Raw genomic sequence first — 16,895 nt, forward strand, 5'->3', positions numbered from 1 at the left:
TGGCCCCGAGGGCTGACGCATGCTCATGGCCGATTTGGTCAGATGGACACCACGGAAAACACCACTCCTCACCGATTCGGGTGAGAATGGCGGCTACGGGGTGGACGCAGGGGAGTTGACAGCCGCCGCCGACGACGGAGGTAAGGCACACATGGCACCGTACGAATCCGACGACAGCGCGACCGCCGCTGACGCCGAGGAACTGCGCGCGGCGCGCCGGCGCAAGGCCGCGCGATACGTCGTGCCCGCCACGGTGGTGGGGGTCGCGGCGGCGACCATCGGGCTCGTCCCGGCGCTCGCCGACTCCGGCGACCCCGACCTGCCGAAGATCAGCGCACAGGAACTCATCGAGAAGATCGCCGCCTCGGACGTGCAGCAGCTGTCCGGCACCGTGAAGATCACCACCGATCTCGGACTGCCGGACCTCGGCGGTCTGGAGAGCTCCCTCGGCTCCGCCGCCGGACCCTCCGGCTCGGGCGACGGCTCGTCCGCCGACCCGTCCACCAAGCTCACCGAGCTCGCCTCCGGCACGCACACGCTGCGCGTCGCGGCCGACGGCGAGGACAAGCAGAAGATCTCGCTGCTGGAGAACGCGGCCGAGTACAGCCTCATCCACAACGGCAAGGACGTCTGGGGCTACGACAGCAAGTCCAACTCGGTCTTCCACACCACGGCCTCCGAGAGCGACGGGAAGCAGAAGGAAGAGCTCCCGGCCACGCCCAAGGACCTCGCCGAGGAAGCCCTGAAGGCCGCCGACAAGACCACGTCGGTGACCGTGGAGGGCACCGCGCAGGTCGCCGGGCGGGACGCCTACCGCCTGGTCATCAAGCCCAAGGACGACGGCTCGACGGTCGGTCAGATCACCGTGGCCGTGGACTCCGCGACCGGACTGCCGCTGAAGTTCACCCTCACCCCGGCGAGCGGCGGTGCCGCCGTGGTGGACGCGGGCTTCACCCAGGTCAGCTTCGCCAAGCCGGCCGCCTCCACCTTCGACTTCACCCCGCCGAAGGGCGCGAAGGTCGAGGAGGGGGACGCCGGCAAGGCGCCCGAGCACTCCGAGGGCCTCGGCAGGGGCTCGGCCGGCGAGTTCGGCAAGGGACCGGCCGGCGAGTTCGGCAAGGGCGGCCCCGAGGGGCTGAACGTCATCGGGGACGGCTGGGACTCCATCGCCACCTTCGACACCGGCGGCCAGGGCGTTCCGTCCGGCTCCGAGGTCGGCGGTGACGTCGGCGGCTTCCTGAACTCGCTCGGCGACAAGGTCTCCGGCAAGTTCGGCGAGGGCACCGTCTTCAAGACCCGCCTGATCAACGCCCTGATCACGGACGACGGCAAGGTCTACGTCGGCGCGGTCACCAAGGACGCGCTGGTGAAGGCCGCCGACGCGGGGAAGTAGGGCCCGCCGGGGCGCACCTGCTCGACGAATCGAGGGAGCCGATGGACCAGCCGTCCGCCACGGAGCCGGACCCGGAGGGGTCGGACGAGAGCGCTTCGGCGGGCGCGGGTGACAGCGTCATCCACACCCACGCCCTCACCAAGCGCTACCGCGGCGGACAGCTCGCCGTGGACGGTCTCGACCTGACCGTCCCGGCGGGCAGCGTCTTCGGCTTCCTCGGCCCCAACGGCTCCGGCAAGACCACCACCATCCGCATGCTGATGGGCCTCATCGAACCGACCTCCGGCTCGGCACGCGTCCTGGGCCGCCCCATGCCGCGCGCCTCCCGGGCCGTACTCCCGCACGTCGGCGCGCTCATCGAGGGCCCGGCCCTCTACGGCTTCCTCTCCGGCCGCGACAACCTCGTCCGCTACGACGCCGCCGACCCGACCGCCGACCCCCGCACCCGGCGTGCCCGCGTGGCGTCGGCCCTGGACCGGGTGGGCCTGGCGGCCGCCGCGGGCAAGAAGGCGAAGGCGTACTCGCTGGGCATGAAACAGCGCCTCGGCCTGGCCGCCGCCCTCCTCCAGCCCCGCAGACTCCTGGTCCTCGACGAACCGACCAACGGCCTCGACCCCCAGGGCATGCGCGAGATCCGCTCTCTGGTCAGAGAGCTGGCCTCGGACGGCACGACCGTCTTCCTCTCCTCCCACCTCCTCGACGAGATCGAACAGGTCTGCACCCACGCGGCGGTGATGGCCCGAGGGCGCCTGATCACACAGGGGCCGGTGGAGGAGCTGGCGGCGGGGGCGAAGGGACGCCTGGTGGTGACGACCCCGGACCCGACGGACGCGGCACGGGTGCTGAAGGAACAGGGCGTCGGCGATGTGGTCCTCGCCGAGGACCGGGTCACCTCCGACCCGCCGGACGGCGACCTGGCCGACATCAACGCCGCCTTGGTCGCGGCGGGGGTGCGGGTCCGGGGCTTCGGCATCGAACGAGCCTCCCTGGAGGACGCTTTCGTGGCGCTGACCGGGGAGGGCTTCGATGTCGCAGGCTGACCTCAAGGGGCGCGGGGAACTGCGCGAGCGGCCCCCACGGACCGTGAGCCGCCGTACCACCTTCTACGGCACCCTCTTCCGCAACGAACTGCACACCACGTTCCGCCGCTGGCGCACCCTCGCCCTGCTGGCCGTACTCGCGGCAGTCCCGATCCTCGTGGGCATCGCGGTGAAGATCGAGACCGGTGACGGCGGCTCAGCGGGCGACGGCGGCGGGGGAGGCCCCGCGTTCATCTCGCAGATCACCAACAACGGCCTGTTCCTGGTGTTCACCGCCCTCGCCGCGACGCTCCCCTTTTTCCTCCCGATGTCCGTCGGCGTCATCGCGGGCGACGCGATCGCGGGCGAGGCCAACGCCGGCACCCTGCGCTATCTGCTGGTCGCCCCGGCGGGCCGCACCCGTCTGCTCCTCACCAAGTACGCGACGGTGATGACGTTCTGCCTGCTCGCCACCCTCGTGGTCGCCCTGTCGGCACTGACGGTCGGCGCGATCCTGTTCCCGCTGGGCGACCTGACGACGATCTCCGGCACCCGGATCACCTTCGCGGAGGGTCTGGGAAGAGCCCTGCTCATCGCCCTGGTGGTGGCCGCGTCACTGACCGGCGTGGCGGCCCTGGGCCTGTTCGTCTCGACGCTCACGAACAGCGGCATCGCGGCGATGGCCACGACGGTCGGCCTGCTGATCACGGTCCAGATCCTCGACCAGATCCCCCAACTGCACGCCCTCCAGCCCTACTTCTTCTCCCATTACTGGCTGTCCTTCGCCGACCTCATGCGTGAGCCGGTCTACTGGGACGACCTGGTGAAGAACCTCGGCCTCCAGGCGCTCTACGCGGCGGTGTTCGGTTCGGCCGCGTGGGCGAGGTTCACGGCGAAGGACATCACGGCGTGACCTGCTCGTAGGGGAATCGCGCGAGCGGGGGCTCCTGGTCGAAGAAGGTCTTCGCCCGGGCGAGCGCGTCGGTGTCCCGCAGGACGTCACCGGGCTTGCTGCCGTTGCCGAGGAGCACCCCGCCGAAGCGCATCCCCAGGTAGGCGGCCGAGTTGTTGAGGGTGCCGACCAGCGGGTCGGCGACCTCGAACTCCTCGTGCGCCAGCGCGGTCACACCCCAGAGCGTGCGCCCCGCCATGGTCGCCTTGAACTCGACACCCGGCGTGCGCAGCCAGCCCGACCAGTAGTCGAGGTAGCGCTTGACGTGCGCGGAGACGGAGTACCAGTACAGCGGGGAGGCGATCACGATGTCCGTCGCCGCGAGCGTGGCGTCGAAGAGCAGCGCCGTGTGGCCGATCGTCGGACGCACGTGGTCGGTGTCGTGCCGGAGATCCTCGAAGTCGGGCAGCGGATGCTCCGCGAGGTCGATCCATTGCTGCTCGACGTCCGGGGGCAGTTGCTCGGCGGCCCGGCGGGCCAGCAGTTCGGTGTTGCCGTCGCTGCGGCTGCTGCCGAGCACGAACAGGAAACGGCGCGTCATGGAGATCTCCCGGCTGATCGGCGTACGTAAGTACTCGCACATGCATTATATGCATACGCAAGTACAGGTCCAGGGGTGCGCCGGTGCGCCCCTCAGAGAGACACCTGCGCCGCCCGCGCCACCTCCAGCAGCAACCCCTCGCCGCCGTGCCGGGCCACGAGCTGGAGTCCGACCGGGCAGCCGTCCGGGCCGAGACCGGCCGGGAGACTGAGCGCCGGGTGCCCGCTGAGGTTGAACGCCCAGGTGAGAGCGGTGGAGTAGCGGTCACCTGGCCCCTCGTGGCCGTGCGGCGGGTGGGGGGTCGTCGGCGTCAGCAGCAGATCGGTACCGGCGAAGACCTCGTCGAGGAGACGGTCGTTGGCGGCCCGGATCCGGTCGGCGTCCCCCAGGTCCGAACCGGGGGTGCGCAGGGCGAGCCAGGCGGGGGCGGGGTCGTGCAGACGCGGCGGTGTGCGGGACGGTCGGACCGGCCGTACGACACCGGCACCGACCAGCCGCCCGACCGCCGCGCGGACGATCCCGACGATCTCGGGGTCGGGTTCGGCGAAGCCGAGATCGGGGGACCAGAGGGCGGTGACGGGGCGGGGGGAGGGAGGCGCGGTGCGCTCTCGGTGCCGGTCCGGGCCGCTGTCTCCGCGCCGGTCCTGGTCCCGGTCCTGGTCCTGGTCTCGGTCATGGTCCCCGTCCCCGTCGCCGGAGACCGCGTGCCAGTAGGCGAGCGCGTCGCGGGCGTGGCGGACGAGGATGCCGGGGGCTGTGAGGCTGAGGCGGGGGATGCCTGGGATGCCTGGGGTGCCTGGGATGCCGGTCCCGGCGTGGATGCTTGGAGAGCCGGAGCCGGAGCCGGAGCCGGAGCTGGGGCTGTCGGTGCCATCGGGGGTGCTGGAGCCGGAGCTGCCGCGGTCGGCTCGGTTGCCGATGCGCTCGGGGCTCCCGCCCCTGACCTCGCCCCTGCCTCGGCCCTCGTCCCCACCCCCGGTGTTCGTCGTCTTCAGCCCGATCACCCCGCACCACGCCGCCGGGATCCGTACCGAACCCGCCCCGTCGCTGCCCGTCGCCATCGGGACGAGTCCCGCGGCGACCGCGGCCGCGGAGCCCGCCGAGGAACCGCCCGGGGTGCGGTCGGCGCGCCAGGGGTTGACGGTACGACCGTGCGCGCCGAGTCCCCAGGTCTGCCAGGGAGTCCCGGGACCGGGCACGGAGGTCGCGCCGACGGGTACGCACCCGGCCGCGAGCAGTCGTGCCGCACCGCGCAGCCCGTGTCGTCCCTTCACCCCGATCGGCACCCCGGCCAGCGCCGGCCGCTCACCCGCCCCGACGCGCAGATCGATCTCGCGCGCCCGCCGCAGCCCCTCCTCCTCCCACACCTCGACGAACGCGCACAGCTGCGGATCCACGCGCCGGATCCGCTCCAGGGCCGCGGCGACGACATCGACGGCCCGCAGCGAGCGGGAACGCACCGCGGACGCGATGTCCACGGCGGAGAGGGAGGCGAGGTCGAGGTCCTCGGCGGTCACGGGGCCGTGGGCCGGGTGAGCCGGACCAGTGCGTCGGTTCCGCGAGGCGGGGTTCCGTTCAGGTCGCCGAGACGCCACGCGGGGACCCAGGGCACGCGGTACACGTCGACAGTGGACTCGATCTCCTTGACCTGCCGGGCGAGCGGGCGCGGGAGCCGGCCCGGGGCGTCCGCGACGAGGACGACGGCGTCGAGGTCGAGTCCCGGCGGGTGCTCGCCGCGCCGGAAGAGCTCCACTGCGCGGCGGACAGCGAGCAGGCCCGCGGCGTGCGTACGGGCGACCAGCAGGACGGAGGACGGGGCGCCCGGGCCGGGCCAGTCGCGTCCGCTGTCGTGACCGCCGTAGACGGCGGCCAGGGTGGAGACACCGGCACCGCCGTGCGTGCCGACCCATGCGAACCGCCTCCCGGCCGGGGCCACCGGCCCGCGGATCCAGATCTCCGGCCCCTGCTGCACGCTCTCCGCCTCTCGTCGCACGTCAGTGCGCATGCCCATGCACCGACTCTGTCATCCCATCCGGCCGCCCTCGCCTGGAACAGGCCTGTGACATCACGGTGACGTGAGAACCGGGGGCGGGCGGAGAGACTCGACAGTACGTGCACGACCGTGAGGGATGAGATGTCTCGACTCAGCCGCGACAAGAAGCGGGACCACCAGCGGGGGGCCACCCCGATCGACGTCCGCGTCCCCCTGACGGGTGAGTCCGCGACCGTGGCCGGAACACCGGTCACCGCGCCGCCCGGCGAGGAACTCCAGCAGACCGTCCTGACCCACCTCCACCGCCTCGCTCTCAGCAGCGGGCACCCCGTCCACGCCACGATCCACGATGCCCGCATCGGCTATGTGGTCCCCCTGGAAGTCGCGACGGACGGCGCCAGCCGCTTCACGGCGGAGCCGGTACGGATGGCCGCGCCGGAGGAGGCGGACGGGGCCGACGCCGCGTGGGACGACCGGCCGCTGCCGTCCGCCGCGGGCGAGGAACCCGCCGAGCAGCCCGCCGAGCAGCCCTGGCCGCCCGCGGGCCTCGCCCCGCACGACCGGCCCACCGACATCCTCCGGCCACTCGAAGAGCCCACGCCGGACCCGGCCCCGACCTTCCGGCTGCGGAACCTGCCCGAGCCGCAGCCCACGGACGCCGAACCGCCCGAGACGCGGGTCCGACGACAGCTGCCGCCCTCTCGGCCCACCGACCCGGCTCCGGCTCCGGCCCCCGGGACGGTCGTACCCCCGACAGGCGAGTTCGGCCCGCCGCCCGTGATGGATGCGGGCTCGACCCCCACCCCGCCCCCGCTGTCACCGACCGACCCTGCCTACACCCCCGGCCCCCTGCCCCAGCCCACCCCTGCCCCACCCGCACCGAGCCTCGACGCACCACCGCCGGTTGCGACGCCGGCGCCCGCCTCGCCACGCCCCGAGACCGTGGAGGGTCCCGACGCGCCTCCCGTGGACGCCGGGCCGGCCTCCCAGCCGCCCTCTGCGCCCGCCCCGACTCCCACCCCCGAGCCCGTTCCCTTCCCGCCCGCCGGTTTCGCGGCCGTTCCTCAGCCGCTTCCCACCGCCTCGCCCACCCCCCGTCCCGCACCCGCACCCCTCATCGATCCGGTCCTACTGGACGATCCCGGTCCGAAGCCGGCCCCCGTGCGGGGGTTCGACGCCGTGGCCGAAGCCGTCATGGGAGAGGGGCTGGTGGTCGACGACGCCACGGGGCTCGCGGAGCCCGTCGGGCGGATCAGCGAGGCCGTGCGGGAGGGGCGTACGGACCTGGCCGCCGAGTTGGCGGAGCGGGTGGTCGGCGAGGCGTCCGAGACCCTGGGCGCCGAGCACCCCGACGTGCTGCGGGTGCGAGAACTCGCCGCCTACATCGCCTACTTGGGCGGCGAGCCGGTGCGGGCCGCGGAGATCTCCCTCGATCTGGCCGATGTCCACCACCGTGCCGGGGACGCCGAGGCGGCCTACGGCAACGTGCAGAGCGCCGCCACCGCGTGGAAGGCCGTGCGGGATCCGCTGCGGGGCCTTGCCCTCGGGCGCGAACTGCTCACGCTGTGGACGGAGTTGGCCGCCGGACAGGGCCCGGCGGCCGACGAGCAGGACCGTCTGGAGTCGGCCCGCTCCCGCATGCTCCGCCTCGCGGAACGCGCCCGGAGCGCCGACGCCGACCAGTAGCCCGGAGAGGTTCCGTTACTGCGACAACTCCCACACCGCGTACGCCACCGCGTCACTGTTGCGGTCCAGGGCCGTGTCGTCGATGTTGGCCGTGGTGTCGCACGACGAGTGGTAGCAGCGGTCGAAGGCCCGCCCCGCGGTGCCGCCCCACTTGGCCGCCTGCGCCGCCGTCTTGGTGTAGTCGGCCCCGCTGAACAGCCCGCCCACCGGAACGCCCGCGTTCTTGAACGGCGCGTGGTCGGAGCGGCCGTCGCCCTCGGTCTCGATCTCGGTCGGGACGCCGAGGCCGGCGTAGTACGTCTTGAAGGTCTTCTCGATGGCCGGGTCGTCGTCGTAGACGAAGTAGCCGGGGTTCGGTGAGCCGATCATGTCGAAGTTGAGGTAGCCGCTGATCCGTGAACGGTTCGCCGTCGACAGGTTGTTGACGTAGTACCGCGACCCGACCAGGCCCAGTTCCTCCGCGCCCCACCATGCGAACCGCAGGTGCTTCGTGGGGTGGTGGCCGGCCCGGGCGACGGCGAGCGCGGTCTCCAGGACGGCCGCCGAACCGGAGCCGTTGTCGTTGATGCCCGCACCAGCCGTCACGCTGTCGAGGTGCGAGCCGGACATGATCACCTGGTTGGTGTCGCCGCCCGGCCAGTCGGCGATCAGGTTGTAGCCGGTGCGCCCGGAGGACGTGAACTGCTGGATGGTGGTGGTGTATCCGGCGGCGTCCAGCTTGGCCTTCACATAGTCGAGCGAGGCCTTGTAGCCGGCACGGCCGTGCGCGCGGTTGCCGCCGTTGGCGGTGGCGATGGACTGGAGCTGGGTCAGATGCGCCTTCACGTTGGCCACCGGGATGTCCGGGGCCGCGGCCAACGCGGGTGTTCCCGCGGGGGCCGCGCCGGCTATGGATCCGCCGGCCAAGAGGGAGACGGTGGCGACGACGGCGGTGGCCGTGACGCGTCCGGGAACCGAGAGCTTCATGTGGGGGGCTCCGAATTCCGTGGGAACCCCTGGAGTCACAGGGATTCCACAGCGAATGGTGCCTGGATGGTGAAGCTGCGGTTGACTCTCCGTCAAGGGCGGAATCCGGTCAGGGGAGTTCGTATACCGGACTGCCTGCGATCAGTGGACGCAGAATTCGTTCCCCTCCGGATCCGTCATGACCACCCAGGCCCCCGACGGTTCGCTGACCTCGCGCAGCACGCTCGCCCCGAGTCCCGTCAGCCGCTCCACCTCGGCCGTTCGTCTGCCCTCCCCGGGGTGCAGGTCCAGGTGGAGCCGGTTCTTGACGGTCTTCGGCTCCGGCACGCGCTGGAAGAGCAGCCGCCGCCCCAGACCGGTGCCGCTGTCCTTGTCGTACGGATCGTCCGGGTGTCGTACGGCGACCAGATCCCGGAAGGACAGCCTGGCATGCCACTCGACAGTGGCCTCGCGCGGCAGCGCGCCGAGCTCCAGCAGCCGCTGGATCAGCGCGTTGTTGTCCTCGGTCTCGTAGTGCAGCGCGGCGGCCCAGAAGTCGGCCTGGGCGTGCGGGTCCTCGGCGTCGATCACGACTTTCCAGTGCACGGGTGTCATACCGTCACTTATAGCGGTGCCCACTGACAGCGGCCCCGCGCCGCCACGATGTCCAGTTGGTGCGCCGCGGCCCGGGCCGCGAGGGAGCGGACCGCGGCATGCAGGGACGCGGCATGCGGGGACGCGGCATGCAGGGACGCGGCATGCCGGGAGCGGACTTGCCCTGGCCGGCGCTGCTCCCGGCGCTGCTCCCGGCGCTGTTCATCGCGGGCGCCGTCCTACGGCCTCGCGGCGGGTGAGTCCAGCTGCTCCGGACCCGAGGCCAGGCTCTCCGCCGGCCGCGCGGCGCCGACCGTGCCGGTCGTCGTCATGGTGGGGCCGGGCCTCGTGATCTCCCTCCTGAGCGTCCGCGCGGTGCGCAGCGCGTCCCAGGTGAGCAGTGTCAACGCCAGCCAGACCAGCGCGAACCCGGCCCAGCGCTCGGGCGGCATGGCCTCGCCGAAGTAGAGGACGCCGAGCAGGAACTGGAAGACCGGCGCCAGGTACTGCAGCAGCCCCAGTGTGGACAGCGGCACCCGGATCGCCGCGGCGCCGAAGCAGACCAGGGGGAGCGCGGTGACGATGCCGGTCGAGGCGAGCAGCACTGCGTGCCCCGGCCCCTCGGCGGTGAAGCTGAGGTCGCCCTGGTTGCCCAGCCACAGCAGATACCCGAGCGCGGGCAGGAACTGGATCGCGGTCTCGGCGGCCAGCGACTCGACCCCGCCGAGGTTCACCTTCTTCTTGACCAGGCCGTACGTGGCGAAGGAGAAGGCGAGCGTGAGGGAGATCCACGGCGGTCGCCCGTACCCGACGGTGAGGACGACCACCGCGGCGGCGCCGACCCCGACCGCCGCCCACTGCACGCGCCGGAGCCGCTCCTTGAGCAGCAGCACTCCCATCGCGATGGTGACCAGCGGGTTGATGAAGTACCCGAGCGAGGCCTCGACGACATGGCCGCTGTTGACGGCCCAGATGTAGACGCCCCAGTTGACGGTGATGACGGCGGCGGCCACGGTGATCAGCGCCAGCCTGCGCGGCTGCCGCAGCAGCTCACCGGCCCAGGCCCAGCGCCGTACGAAGACGAGCGCGACGGCGACGAAGACGAGCGACCACACCATCCGGTGGGCCAGGATCTCCGCGGCCCCGGCGGGCTTGAGCAGCGGCCAGAACAGGGGGACGAGCCCCCACATCCCGTACGCCGCGAAGCCGTTCAGCAGACCTATGTGCCGCTCGCCCCTCGACTTCACGGACTCTCCTCCTCGCACCGTCCTCGCCTGCACGAAGGTAACGCCGAGCACCCCCGGCTGTCATGCCCGTATCGCTATACGGTCATGACAGCCGGGGGTGGGGCTTCGCGGGCGGGCCGGGGAGGGGCGGCGGAGGGTCAGCCCTTGAGCGCGACCGCGATGGATTCGGCGATCGGGGTGGCGGGTCGGCCGGTCAGCCGGGCCAGGTCACCGGAGGTGACGACCAGTTCGCCCTTCTCGATGGAGGCGTCGACACCGGCGAGGATCCCGGCGAGGGGCGCGGGCAGACCCACACCGGTCAGGATCTCGGTGTAGACCTCGACGGGAACGGCGTTGTAGGCGATCTCCTTGCCGGTCTGCCGGCTCAGCTCGGCCGCGTACTCGGCGAAGCCCCAGGGCTCGTCGCCGCCGAGCTCGTACGTCGAGTTCTCGTGCCCCTCGCCGGTCAGCACGGCCACGGCGGCGGCCGCGTAGTCGGCGCGCGAGGCGGTGGAGATACGGCCGTCACCGGCGGCCTGTACGACAGCGCCGTGCTCCAGGGCGGGGGCGAGGTTCTCGGTGTAGTTCTCGTTGTACCAGCCGTTGCGCAGCAGCGAGTAGGGCAGACCGGAGGCGAGCAGCGCCTTCTCGGTGGCCCGGTGGTCGTCGGCGAGCGCGGCGGTGAGGCTGCCCGGGGCGCTGGTGTAGGCGAGGAGCGCCACGCCCGCGGCCTTGGCGGCATCGATGACGACCTGGTGCTGGGCGGGGCGGCCCTTGTCGAACTCGTTGCCGGAGATCAGCAGCACCTTGTCGCCGGCCGCGAAGACCTTGTCGAAGGTCTCGGGGGAGTTGTAGTCGGCGACGGCTATCCGCACACCCTTCTCGGCGAAATCGGCGGCCTTCTCCGGGGTGCGGACGACGGCGGTGACCTGCTCGGCCGGGACCTTCTCGAGCAGCTGCTCGACGACGTGGCGGCCGAGGTGTCCGGTGGCTCCGGTGACGACGATGCTCATGATGTGGGATCTCCTTGTGGGGTGCGTTGGCACTAACCCTAGAGGAGGCGCTAACTCTGCGAAAGTACCCACTTTGAAGTAAGGTACTGGCATGACGGTAAGTGCAGAGCAGCTCCTCTCGGAGACGATGACGCCGGGCGAGGCGATGTGCCCCCACCGCCTGGTCATGGAACACGTGACGAGCCGCTGGGGCGTCCTGGTCCTGATCCGCCTCCTCGACCGCCCGCACCGCTTCAGCGAACTCCGCCGCGCGATCGGCGGCTACGGCCGCAACGTCAGCGAGAAGATGCTCACCCAGACCCTCCAGACCCTGGAACGCGACGGCCTGGTCCACCGCGACGCCAAGCCGGTGATCCCGCCCAGGGTCGACTATTCACTGACCGACCTCGGCCGCGAGGCAGCGGAACAGGTACGCGGGCTGGCGGAGTGGACGGCGCGGCGGATGGGGGCGGTGCAGGAGGCGCGGGAGGGGTACGACGCGCGGAAGAGGGGCTCTGAGCAGGACTGATGCATGTGTAGCGGGTTCATTGGGCGAATGCGGACGGCGCGCGCTGGGCACATACATGTCAGGGCGTTGGCTGACATGAACCCATGCGCCCCCTCTCCGCCTCCCACGCCGACTTGAGTCGCCCGGCATCCTGGGGGCGGGGCGCTGTGCCCACCCGCGCGCCGGTCCTCGTGCCGCCCACGAGACCACCGACCGGCAGCCGGACGCCTGACCCGGGGGTTCGCATTGGCCACACAGAATCCAGATGCGCGCAGTATCGGTTCTTCAGCGAGGGTGAGGACCGGTCGGATGCGCACCCCCTATCCGCGACAAGTCTGGCGACGGCGGCAGGAAGAACTGGCCTTGGCTCTCCTTCGCGAAGTAACACGCCTCGCCGAGGAGATCCGCAACGCCAACCTGATACAGCATCACCGCATCGTCGCGGCTCAGGTGGACCATGCCATGGCTGATCCGGCGCTGGCATCAGCAATGAGCACGCTCGACAGCTTGACGGACGCCAAGCGGCGGCAAGTGTTGTTCGCCAACCGAGAGTACGGCGCGGTGCTGCTAGGCCACCGCATCGGCGTCTACGGCTGGAACGAACTGATCGGCCACCTGCGCATCCTGGCCCGCAACCGTGTTTTCAAGGAGTACTGGGAGATGACGGTGGAACACCGCCGGAGTCTTCCGAGGGGGACCCTTGAGGCAGAGGTGGGGAAGGCCGTTGACGTGATCCTGGAAGAGCTTGCTGAAGACCCTGACGAGTGGTGGGTTGTCGGGATGGGGGCAGACGGCAGCCCGCCCGGATGACTCCGCGTGCCTTGGGGTAGCGTTTTTCGTTTGGGGCTGAGGGGCCCAGAGTTGGGGCCTGTTAGGAAGAGGTCACCCCAGTGCCAAGCAAAGAGTTCCGGTCTGTCCACATCACTCGCCGCCTCGGGGACACACCCCGCCAACGAGGATCGGTGACGGGCGAGTCGTGCCCGGACCTCTTCGAACTAAGCGATGGCGACTTCGCGGTGATCGGAACCGACCGGACCGAAGAGCTGGATGCGTTGCTCCCGTCTGACGCTGCCCGTGCTGACTACGAACGCATTGTGGTCATCACGCGCGAGACGCTCCTGCGCGCCAAGCGCGATATCCCCGACGTGTGAAAAGTGAGGGGCTGGGTGTCTTGCCTGAGGCGCAAGGTGCCCAGGCCCTCGGCTTGCATGGTGCGCCAGTCGACGCGCGCCCCCTTTCCGCTTCCCGCTCCGGCTTGCACGCTGGAGGAGGGATGAGTTGTTCCGTCGGATCGGGGGTGGGACTGACCGTGCCGAAACAGGAAGAGCTATTGCAGGAACTGCTTCAATCACTCGTCCAGCAGCTCGGCCGTATGGCGGACGGATACGACAGGATCGCGACGGAACTACACAGGGCAAACCTGATCCAGCTGAGAGGCTTCTTCCTCGAGCGCTTGGATCGGGCGATCGACGATCCCGTGCTGGCGGACTCGCTTAGTACGGGCGAATTCGCCAACTTGTCCGATGAGGAGCGTCGGCAGATGCTCAATGCGAACGCGCAGTACGGGCTCATTCTGTTGGCTCACCAGATCGGATCCATTGACCGGAGCGCACTCCTCGGGAACTTGAAGATCCTTCGCCGTAGCCCGACCTTCGCTGAGTACTGGGAGCGCACAGCCACCGCGCGCAGTTGCCTGGCCCCGGAATCCTTCGAGGCCCGAGTAGGCAGAGCCATCGACGCCATCATGGACGAACGTCCCGAGGACCTAGAGGAGTGGTGGGTCGTGGCCTCGGGCGATTGAGTCGGTCCTGGTGAGGCACCCGCCTCCGCGCGACGTGCACAGGGCCCGGTGCGGTGATGCTCCCGGGCCCTCCGTCGTGCCGTCCGTCGGTACTACCCGACCACCGTCCAGGTATCGCCCCCGGCCAACAACGCTCCCAGATCCCCCTTGCCGTTCTGCTCGATCGCCGAGTCCAGCTGGTCCGACATCTGGGTGTCGTACACCGGCCGGTCCACCGACCGCAGCACTCCGATCGGGGTGTGGTGCAGCGTGTCCGGGTCGGCCAGGCGGGACAGGGCGAAAGCCGTCGTCGGGGATGACGCGTGCGCGTCGTGGACGAGGATCTGCGACTCGTTCGACGGCGTCACCGTGACCACCTTCAGGTCACCCGTCGCCGGATCGCGGACCACACCCTTGGACAGGTCCGTCCCGAAGCGGATCGGCTGCCCGTGCTCCAGACGGATCACCGCCTCCTCGGCCTGCTGCTTGTCCTTCAGCGCCTCGAAGGCCCCGTCGTTGAAGATGTTGCAGTTCTGGTAGATCTCGATCAGGGCGGTGCCGGGGTGGGCGGCCGCCTCTCGCAGGACCGACGTGAGGTGCTTGCGGTCCGAGTCCACCGTCCGCGCCACGAAGGACGCCTCCGCGCCGATGGCGAGGGACACCGGGTTGAAGGGGGCGTCCAGCGACCCCATCGGCGTCGACTTCGTGATCTTGCCGACCTCGGAGGTGGGGGAGTACTGCCCCTTGGTGAGGCCGTAGATTCGGTTGTTGAACAGCAGGATCTTCAGGTTCACGTTCCGCCGCAGGGCGTGGATCAGGTGGTTGCCGCCGATCGACAGCGCGTCCCCGTCACCCGTGACCACCCACACCGACAGGTCGCGGCGCGAGGCCGCGAGACCCGTCGCGATCGCCGGCGCCCGCCCGTGGATGGAGTGCATACCGTACGTGTTCATGTAGTACGGGAACCGCGACGAGCAGCCGATGCCCGAGACGAAGACGATGTTCTCCTTGACCAGCCCCAGCTCCGGCATGAACCCCTGAACGGCCGCCAGGATCGCGTAGTCACCGCAGCCGGGGCACCAGCGGACTTCCTGGTCGCTCTTGAAGTCCTTCATGCTCTGGCGGCCCTCGGCCTTGGGGACGAGCGTGAGTGCCTCGATCGTGCCCGTGCCTTCCGTGGACGTCTCAGCCATCGATGGCCTCCTTGAGAGCCGTGGCGAGCTGTTCGGCCTTGAACGGCATGCCGTTGACCTGGTTGTAGCTGTGCGCGTCGACCAGGTACTTCGCCCGCACCAGCGTGGCGAGCTGCCCGAGGTTCATCTCCGGGATGACGACCCTGTCGTACGCCTTCAGCACCGCGCCCAGGTTGCGCGGGAAGGGGTTGAGGTGGCGCAGATGCGCCTGCGCGATCGACTCCCCGGCCGTCCGCAGCCGTCGTACCGCCGCCGTGATGGGGCCGTACGTCGATCCCCAGCCCAGCACCAGCGTGCGCGCCTCGTGCGGGTCGTCGACCTCCAGATCCGGTACGTCGATGCCGTCGATCTTGGCCTGGCGGATGCGGACCATGAAGTCGTGGTTGGCGGGGGAGTAGGAGATGTTGCCCGTGCCGTCCTCCTTCTCGATTCCGCCGATGCGGTGTTCAAGACCGGGTGTGCCGGGCACGGCCCAGGGGCGGGCGAGGGTCTGCGGGTCGCGCTTGTAGGGCCAGAAGACCTCGGTGCCGTCGTCCAGGACGTGGTTCGGCCCCTGCGCGAACTGCACGGTCAGGTCCGGGAGTTCGTCCAGCTCCGGGATCCGCCAGGGCTCGGAGCCGTTGGCCAGGTAGCCGTCCGAGAGCAGCATCACCGGAGTGCGGTACGTCAGCGCGATCCGGGCCGCCTCCAGCGCCGCGTCGAAGCAGTCGGCCGGGGTCCGGGGGGCGACGATCGGCACCGGCGCCTCGCCGTTGCGCCCGAACATCGCCTGCAGCAGGTCGGCCTGCTCGGTCTTGGTCGGCAGACCGGTGGACGGGCCGCCTCTCTGGATGTCGATGACCAGGAGCGGCAGCTCCAGGGAGACCGCGAGGCCGATGGTCTCCGACTTCAGGGCCACCCCCGGCCCCGAGGTCGTCGTCACCGCGAGCGAGCCGCCGAAGGCAGCGCCCAGCGCAGCGCCGATGCCCGCGATCTCGTCCTCGGCCTGGAAGGTCCGTACACCGAAGTTCTTGTGCTTGCTCAGCTCGTGCAGGATGTCCGAAGCCGGTGTGATCGGGTACGAGCCCAGGAACAACGGCAGGTCCGCCTGGCGAGACGCGGCGACCAGCCCGTAGGACAGCGCCAGGTTCCCGGAGATGTTGCGGTAGGTGCCGACCGGGAAGGCCTTCGTGGCCGGGGCGATCTCGTAGGAGACGGCGAAGTCCTCCGTCGTCTCGCCGAAGTTCCAGCCGGCGCGGTACGCCGCCAGGTTCGCCTCGGCGATCTGCGGCTTCTTCGCGAACTTGGTCCGCAGGAACTTCTCCGTGCCCTCGGTGGGCCGGTGGTACATCCACGACAAGAGGCCGAGCGCGAACATGTTCTTGCTGCGCTCGGCCTCTTTGCGACTGAGGTCGAAATCCTTGAGGGCCTCGACGGTCAGCGTGGTCAGGGGGACCGGATGAAGGCTGTAACCGTCGAGCGATCCATCCTCCAGCGGCGAGGCCGCGTACCCCACTTTCTGCATCGCCCGTTTGGTGAACTCGTCCGTGTTGACGATGATCTCCGCGCCACGCGGCAGATCGGCGATGTTCGCCTTGAGGGCGGCGGGGTTCATGGCCACGAGCACGTTCGGCGCGTCGCCCGGCGTGAGGATGTCGTGGTCGGCGAAGTGGAGCTGGAAGGAGGAGACACCCGGCAGGGTTCCGGCAGGGGCCCGGATCTCGGCGGGGAAGTTGGGAAGGGTGGACAGGTCGTTGCCGAAGGACGCGGTCTCCGAGGTGAAACGGTCCCCGGTGAGCTGCATCCCGTCACCGGAGTCGCCCGCGAATCGAATGATCACCCGGTCGAGGCGGCGGACGTCCTTCACGCCTGCCTCTTTGCGCTGCTCTCCCACGACGGCTTCGTCGGCCTGCTCCGCTGGGCTGCTGACCTGACTGGTCACTGAACTGGACCTCCCTCGAGGCGGCTGTTCGGGAGCGGCCTTCCCGCAGGCCTTCCCAGGATCAACCCTACGACCGCAAGGGTCGCCTTCCCTCGGCCATTCGCATGATGGACGCGGTTTTGAGACGTTACGACACCCTGACTTGTCACGAT

Annotated in this window: 17 protein-coding genes; 8 read left to right on the top strand and 9 right to left on the bottom strand. The window is 70.4% G+C overall.

From position 1 onward, the window contains the following. Positions 1 to 151: 151 nt before the first annotated feature. From IOD14_RS03770 to IOD14_RS03780, 3 genes are read left to right on the top strand one after another with little or no spacing between them, the layout of a single operon-like run. A complete protein-coding gene (locus IOD14_RS03770; protein WP_212669642.1) occupies positions 152 to 1,393 on the top strand; it encodes a sigma-E factor regulatory protein RseB domain-containing protein in 1,242 nt (413 codons plus the stop codon). Between the two features lie 41 nt (positions 1,394 to 1,434). After that, the gene (locus IOD14_RS03775; RefSeq protein WP_212669643.1) at positions 1,435 to 2,433 is read left to right on the top strand and encodes an ABC transporter ATP-binding protein; all 999 of its coding nucleotides are present in this window, start codon (positions 1,435 to 1,437) and stop codon (positions 2,431 to 2,433) included. Continuing rightward, a complete protein-coding gene (locus IOD14_RS03780; protein ID WP_212669644.1) occupies positions 2,420 to 3,325 on the top strand; it encodes an ABC transporter permease in 906 nt (301 codons plus the stop codon). The genes IOD14_RS03775 and IOD14_RS03780 overlap by 14 nt, the downstream gene beginning before the upstream one ends. On the opposite strand, the gene IOD14_RS03785 is transcribed toward IOD14_RS03780, so the two are convergent. The 3 genes from IOD14_RS03785 to IOD14_RS03795 form a co-directional block, all read right to left on the bottom strand. After that, entirely contained in the window at positions 3,315 to 3,905 is a 591-nt protein-coding gene (locus IOD14_RS03785; protein WP_123991056.1) for an NAD(P)H-dependent oxidoreductase, read from the bottom strand. The genes IOD14_RS03780 and IOD14_RS03785 overlap by 11 nt on opposite strands. A gap of 92 nt (positions 3,906 to 3,997) precedes the next feature. Then, a complete protein-coding gene (locus IOD14_RS03790; RefSeq protein ID WP_212669645.1) occupies positions 3,998 to 5,422 on the bottom strand; it encodes an amidase in 1,425 nt (474 codons plus the stop codon). Further along, positions 5,419 to 5,910 (bottom strand): DUF6668 family protein, encoded by a 492-nt coding sequence (locus IOD14_RS03795; protein WP_123992816.1) that lies wholly within the window; start codon positions 5,908 to 5,910, stop codon positions 5,419 to 5,421. The genes IOD14_RS03790 and IOD14_RS03795 overlap by 4 nt, the downstream gene beginning before the upstream one ends. A 129-nt stretch (positions 5,911 to 6,039) precedes the next feature. Between IOD14_RS03795 and IOD14_RS03800 the strand changes: the two genes are divergently transcribed. Further along, entirely contained in the window at positions 6,040 to 7,584 is a 1,545-nt protein-coding gene (locus tag IOD14_RS03800) for a hypothetical protein (RefSeq protein WP_212669646.1), read from the top strand. A gap of 15 nt (positions 7,585 to 7,599) precedes the next feature. On the opposite strand, the gene IOD14_RS03805 is transcribed toward IOD14_RS03800, so the two are convergent. The 4 genes from IOD14_RS03805 to IOD14_RS03820 form a co-directional block, all read right to left on the bottom strand. Then, entirely contained in the window at positions 7,600 to 8,550 is a 951-nt protein-coding gene (locus IOD14_RS03805) for a M28 family metallopeptidase (protein WP_123991058.1), read from the bottom strand. Positions 8,551 to 8,691: 141 nt separating this feature from the next. Further along, positions 8,692 to 9,144 (bottom strand): VOC family protein, encoded by a 453-nt coding sequence (locus IOD14_RS03810; protein WP_123991059.1) that lies wholly within the window; start codon positions 9,142 to 9,144, stop codon positions 8,692 to 8,694. A gap of 218 nt (positions 9,145 to 9,362) precedes the next feature. Then, a complete protein-coding gene (gene rarD / locus IOD14_RS03815; protein WP_123991060.1) occupies positions 9,363 to 10,370 on the bottom strand; it encodes an EamA family transporter RarD in 1,008 nt (335 codons plus the stop codon). Positions 10,371 to 10,507: 137 nt separating this feature from the next. Beyond that, positions 10,508 to 11,362: an SDR family oxidoreductase gene (locus tag IOD14_RS03820; RefSeq protein WP_212669647.1), complete on the bottom strand. Its 855-nt coding sequence runs from the start codon at positions 11,360 to 11,362 to the stop codon at positions 10,508 to 10,510. 91 nt (positions 11,363 to 11,453) lie between these two features. On the opposite strand from IOD14_RS03820, the gene IOD14_RS03825 reads away from it, so the two are divergent. The 4 genes from IOD14_RS03825 to IOD14_RS03840 all read left to right on the top strand — a co-directional run bounded on the left by IOD14_RS03825 (position 11,454) and on the right by IOD14_RS03840 (position 13,650). Beyond that, entirely contained in the window at positions 11,454 to 11,870 is a 417-nt protein-coding gene (locus IOD14_RS03825) for a helix-turn-helix domain-containing protein (RefSeq protein WP_212669648.1), read from the top strand. Between the two features lie 288 nt (positions 11,871 to 12,158). Further along, the gene (locus IOD14_RS03830) at positions 12,159 to 12,659 is read left to right on the top strand and encodes a DUF6082 family protein (protein ID WP_249125820.1); all 501 of its coding nucleotides are present in this window, start codon (positions 12,159 to 12,161) and stop codon (positions 12,657 to 12,659) included. Between the two features lie 80 nt (positions 12,660 to 12,739). Then, positions 12,740 to 13,000, top strand: coding sequence for a hypothetical protein (locus IOD14_RS03835; protein ID WP_212669650.1), 261 nt, complete (start codon positions 12,740 to 12,742; stop codon positions 12,998 to 13,000). A 146-nt stretch (positions 13,001 to 13,146) separates the two neighbouring features. Further along, positions 13,147 to 13,650 (top strand): DUF6082 family protein, encoded by a 504-nt coding sequence (locus tag IOD14_RS03840; protein WP_212669651.1) that lies wholly within the window; start codon positions 13,147 to 13,149, stop codon positions 13,648 to 13,650. Between the two features lie 92 nt (positions 13,651 to 13,742). On the opposite strand, the gene IOD14_RS03845 is transcribed toward IOD14_RS03840, so the two are convergent. Both IOD14_RS03845 and IOD14_RS03850 read right to left on the bottom strand, forming a co-directional pair. Then, a complete protein-coding gene (locus tag IOD14_RS03845; RefSeq protein WP_212669652.1) occupies positions 13,743 to 14,822 on the bottom strand; it encodes a 2-oxoacid:ferredoxin oxidoreductase subunit beta in 1,080 nt (359 codons plus the stop codon). Continuing rightward, the gene (locus IOD14_RS03850) at positions 14,815 to 16,743 is read right to left on the bottom strand and encodes a 2-oxoacid:acceptor oxidoreductase subunit alpha (protein ID WP_123991065.1); all 1,929 of its coding nucleotides are present in this window, start codon (positions 16,741 to 16,743) and stop codon (positions 14,815 to 14,817) included. The genes IOD14_RS03845 and IOD14_RS03850 overlap by 8 nt, the downstream gene beginning before the upstream one ends. Positions 16,744 to 16,895: the final 152 nt, after the last annotated feature.

The organism is Streptomyces sp. A2-16, from assembly GCF_018128905.1.
Lineage (GTDB): Bacteria > Actinomycetota > Actinomycetes > Streptomycetales > Streptomycetaceae > Streptomyces.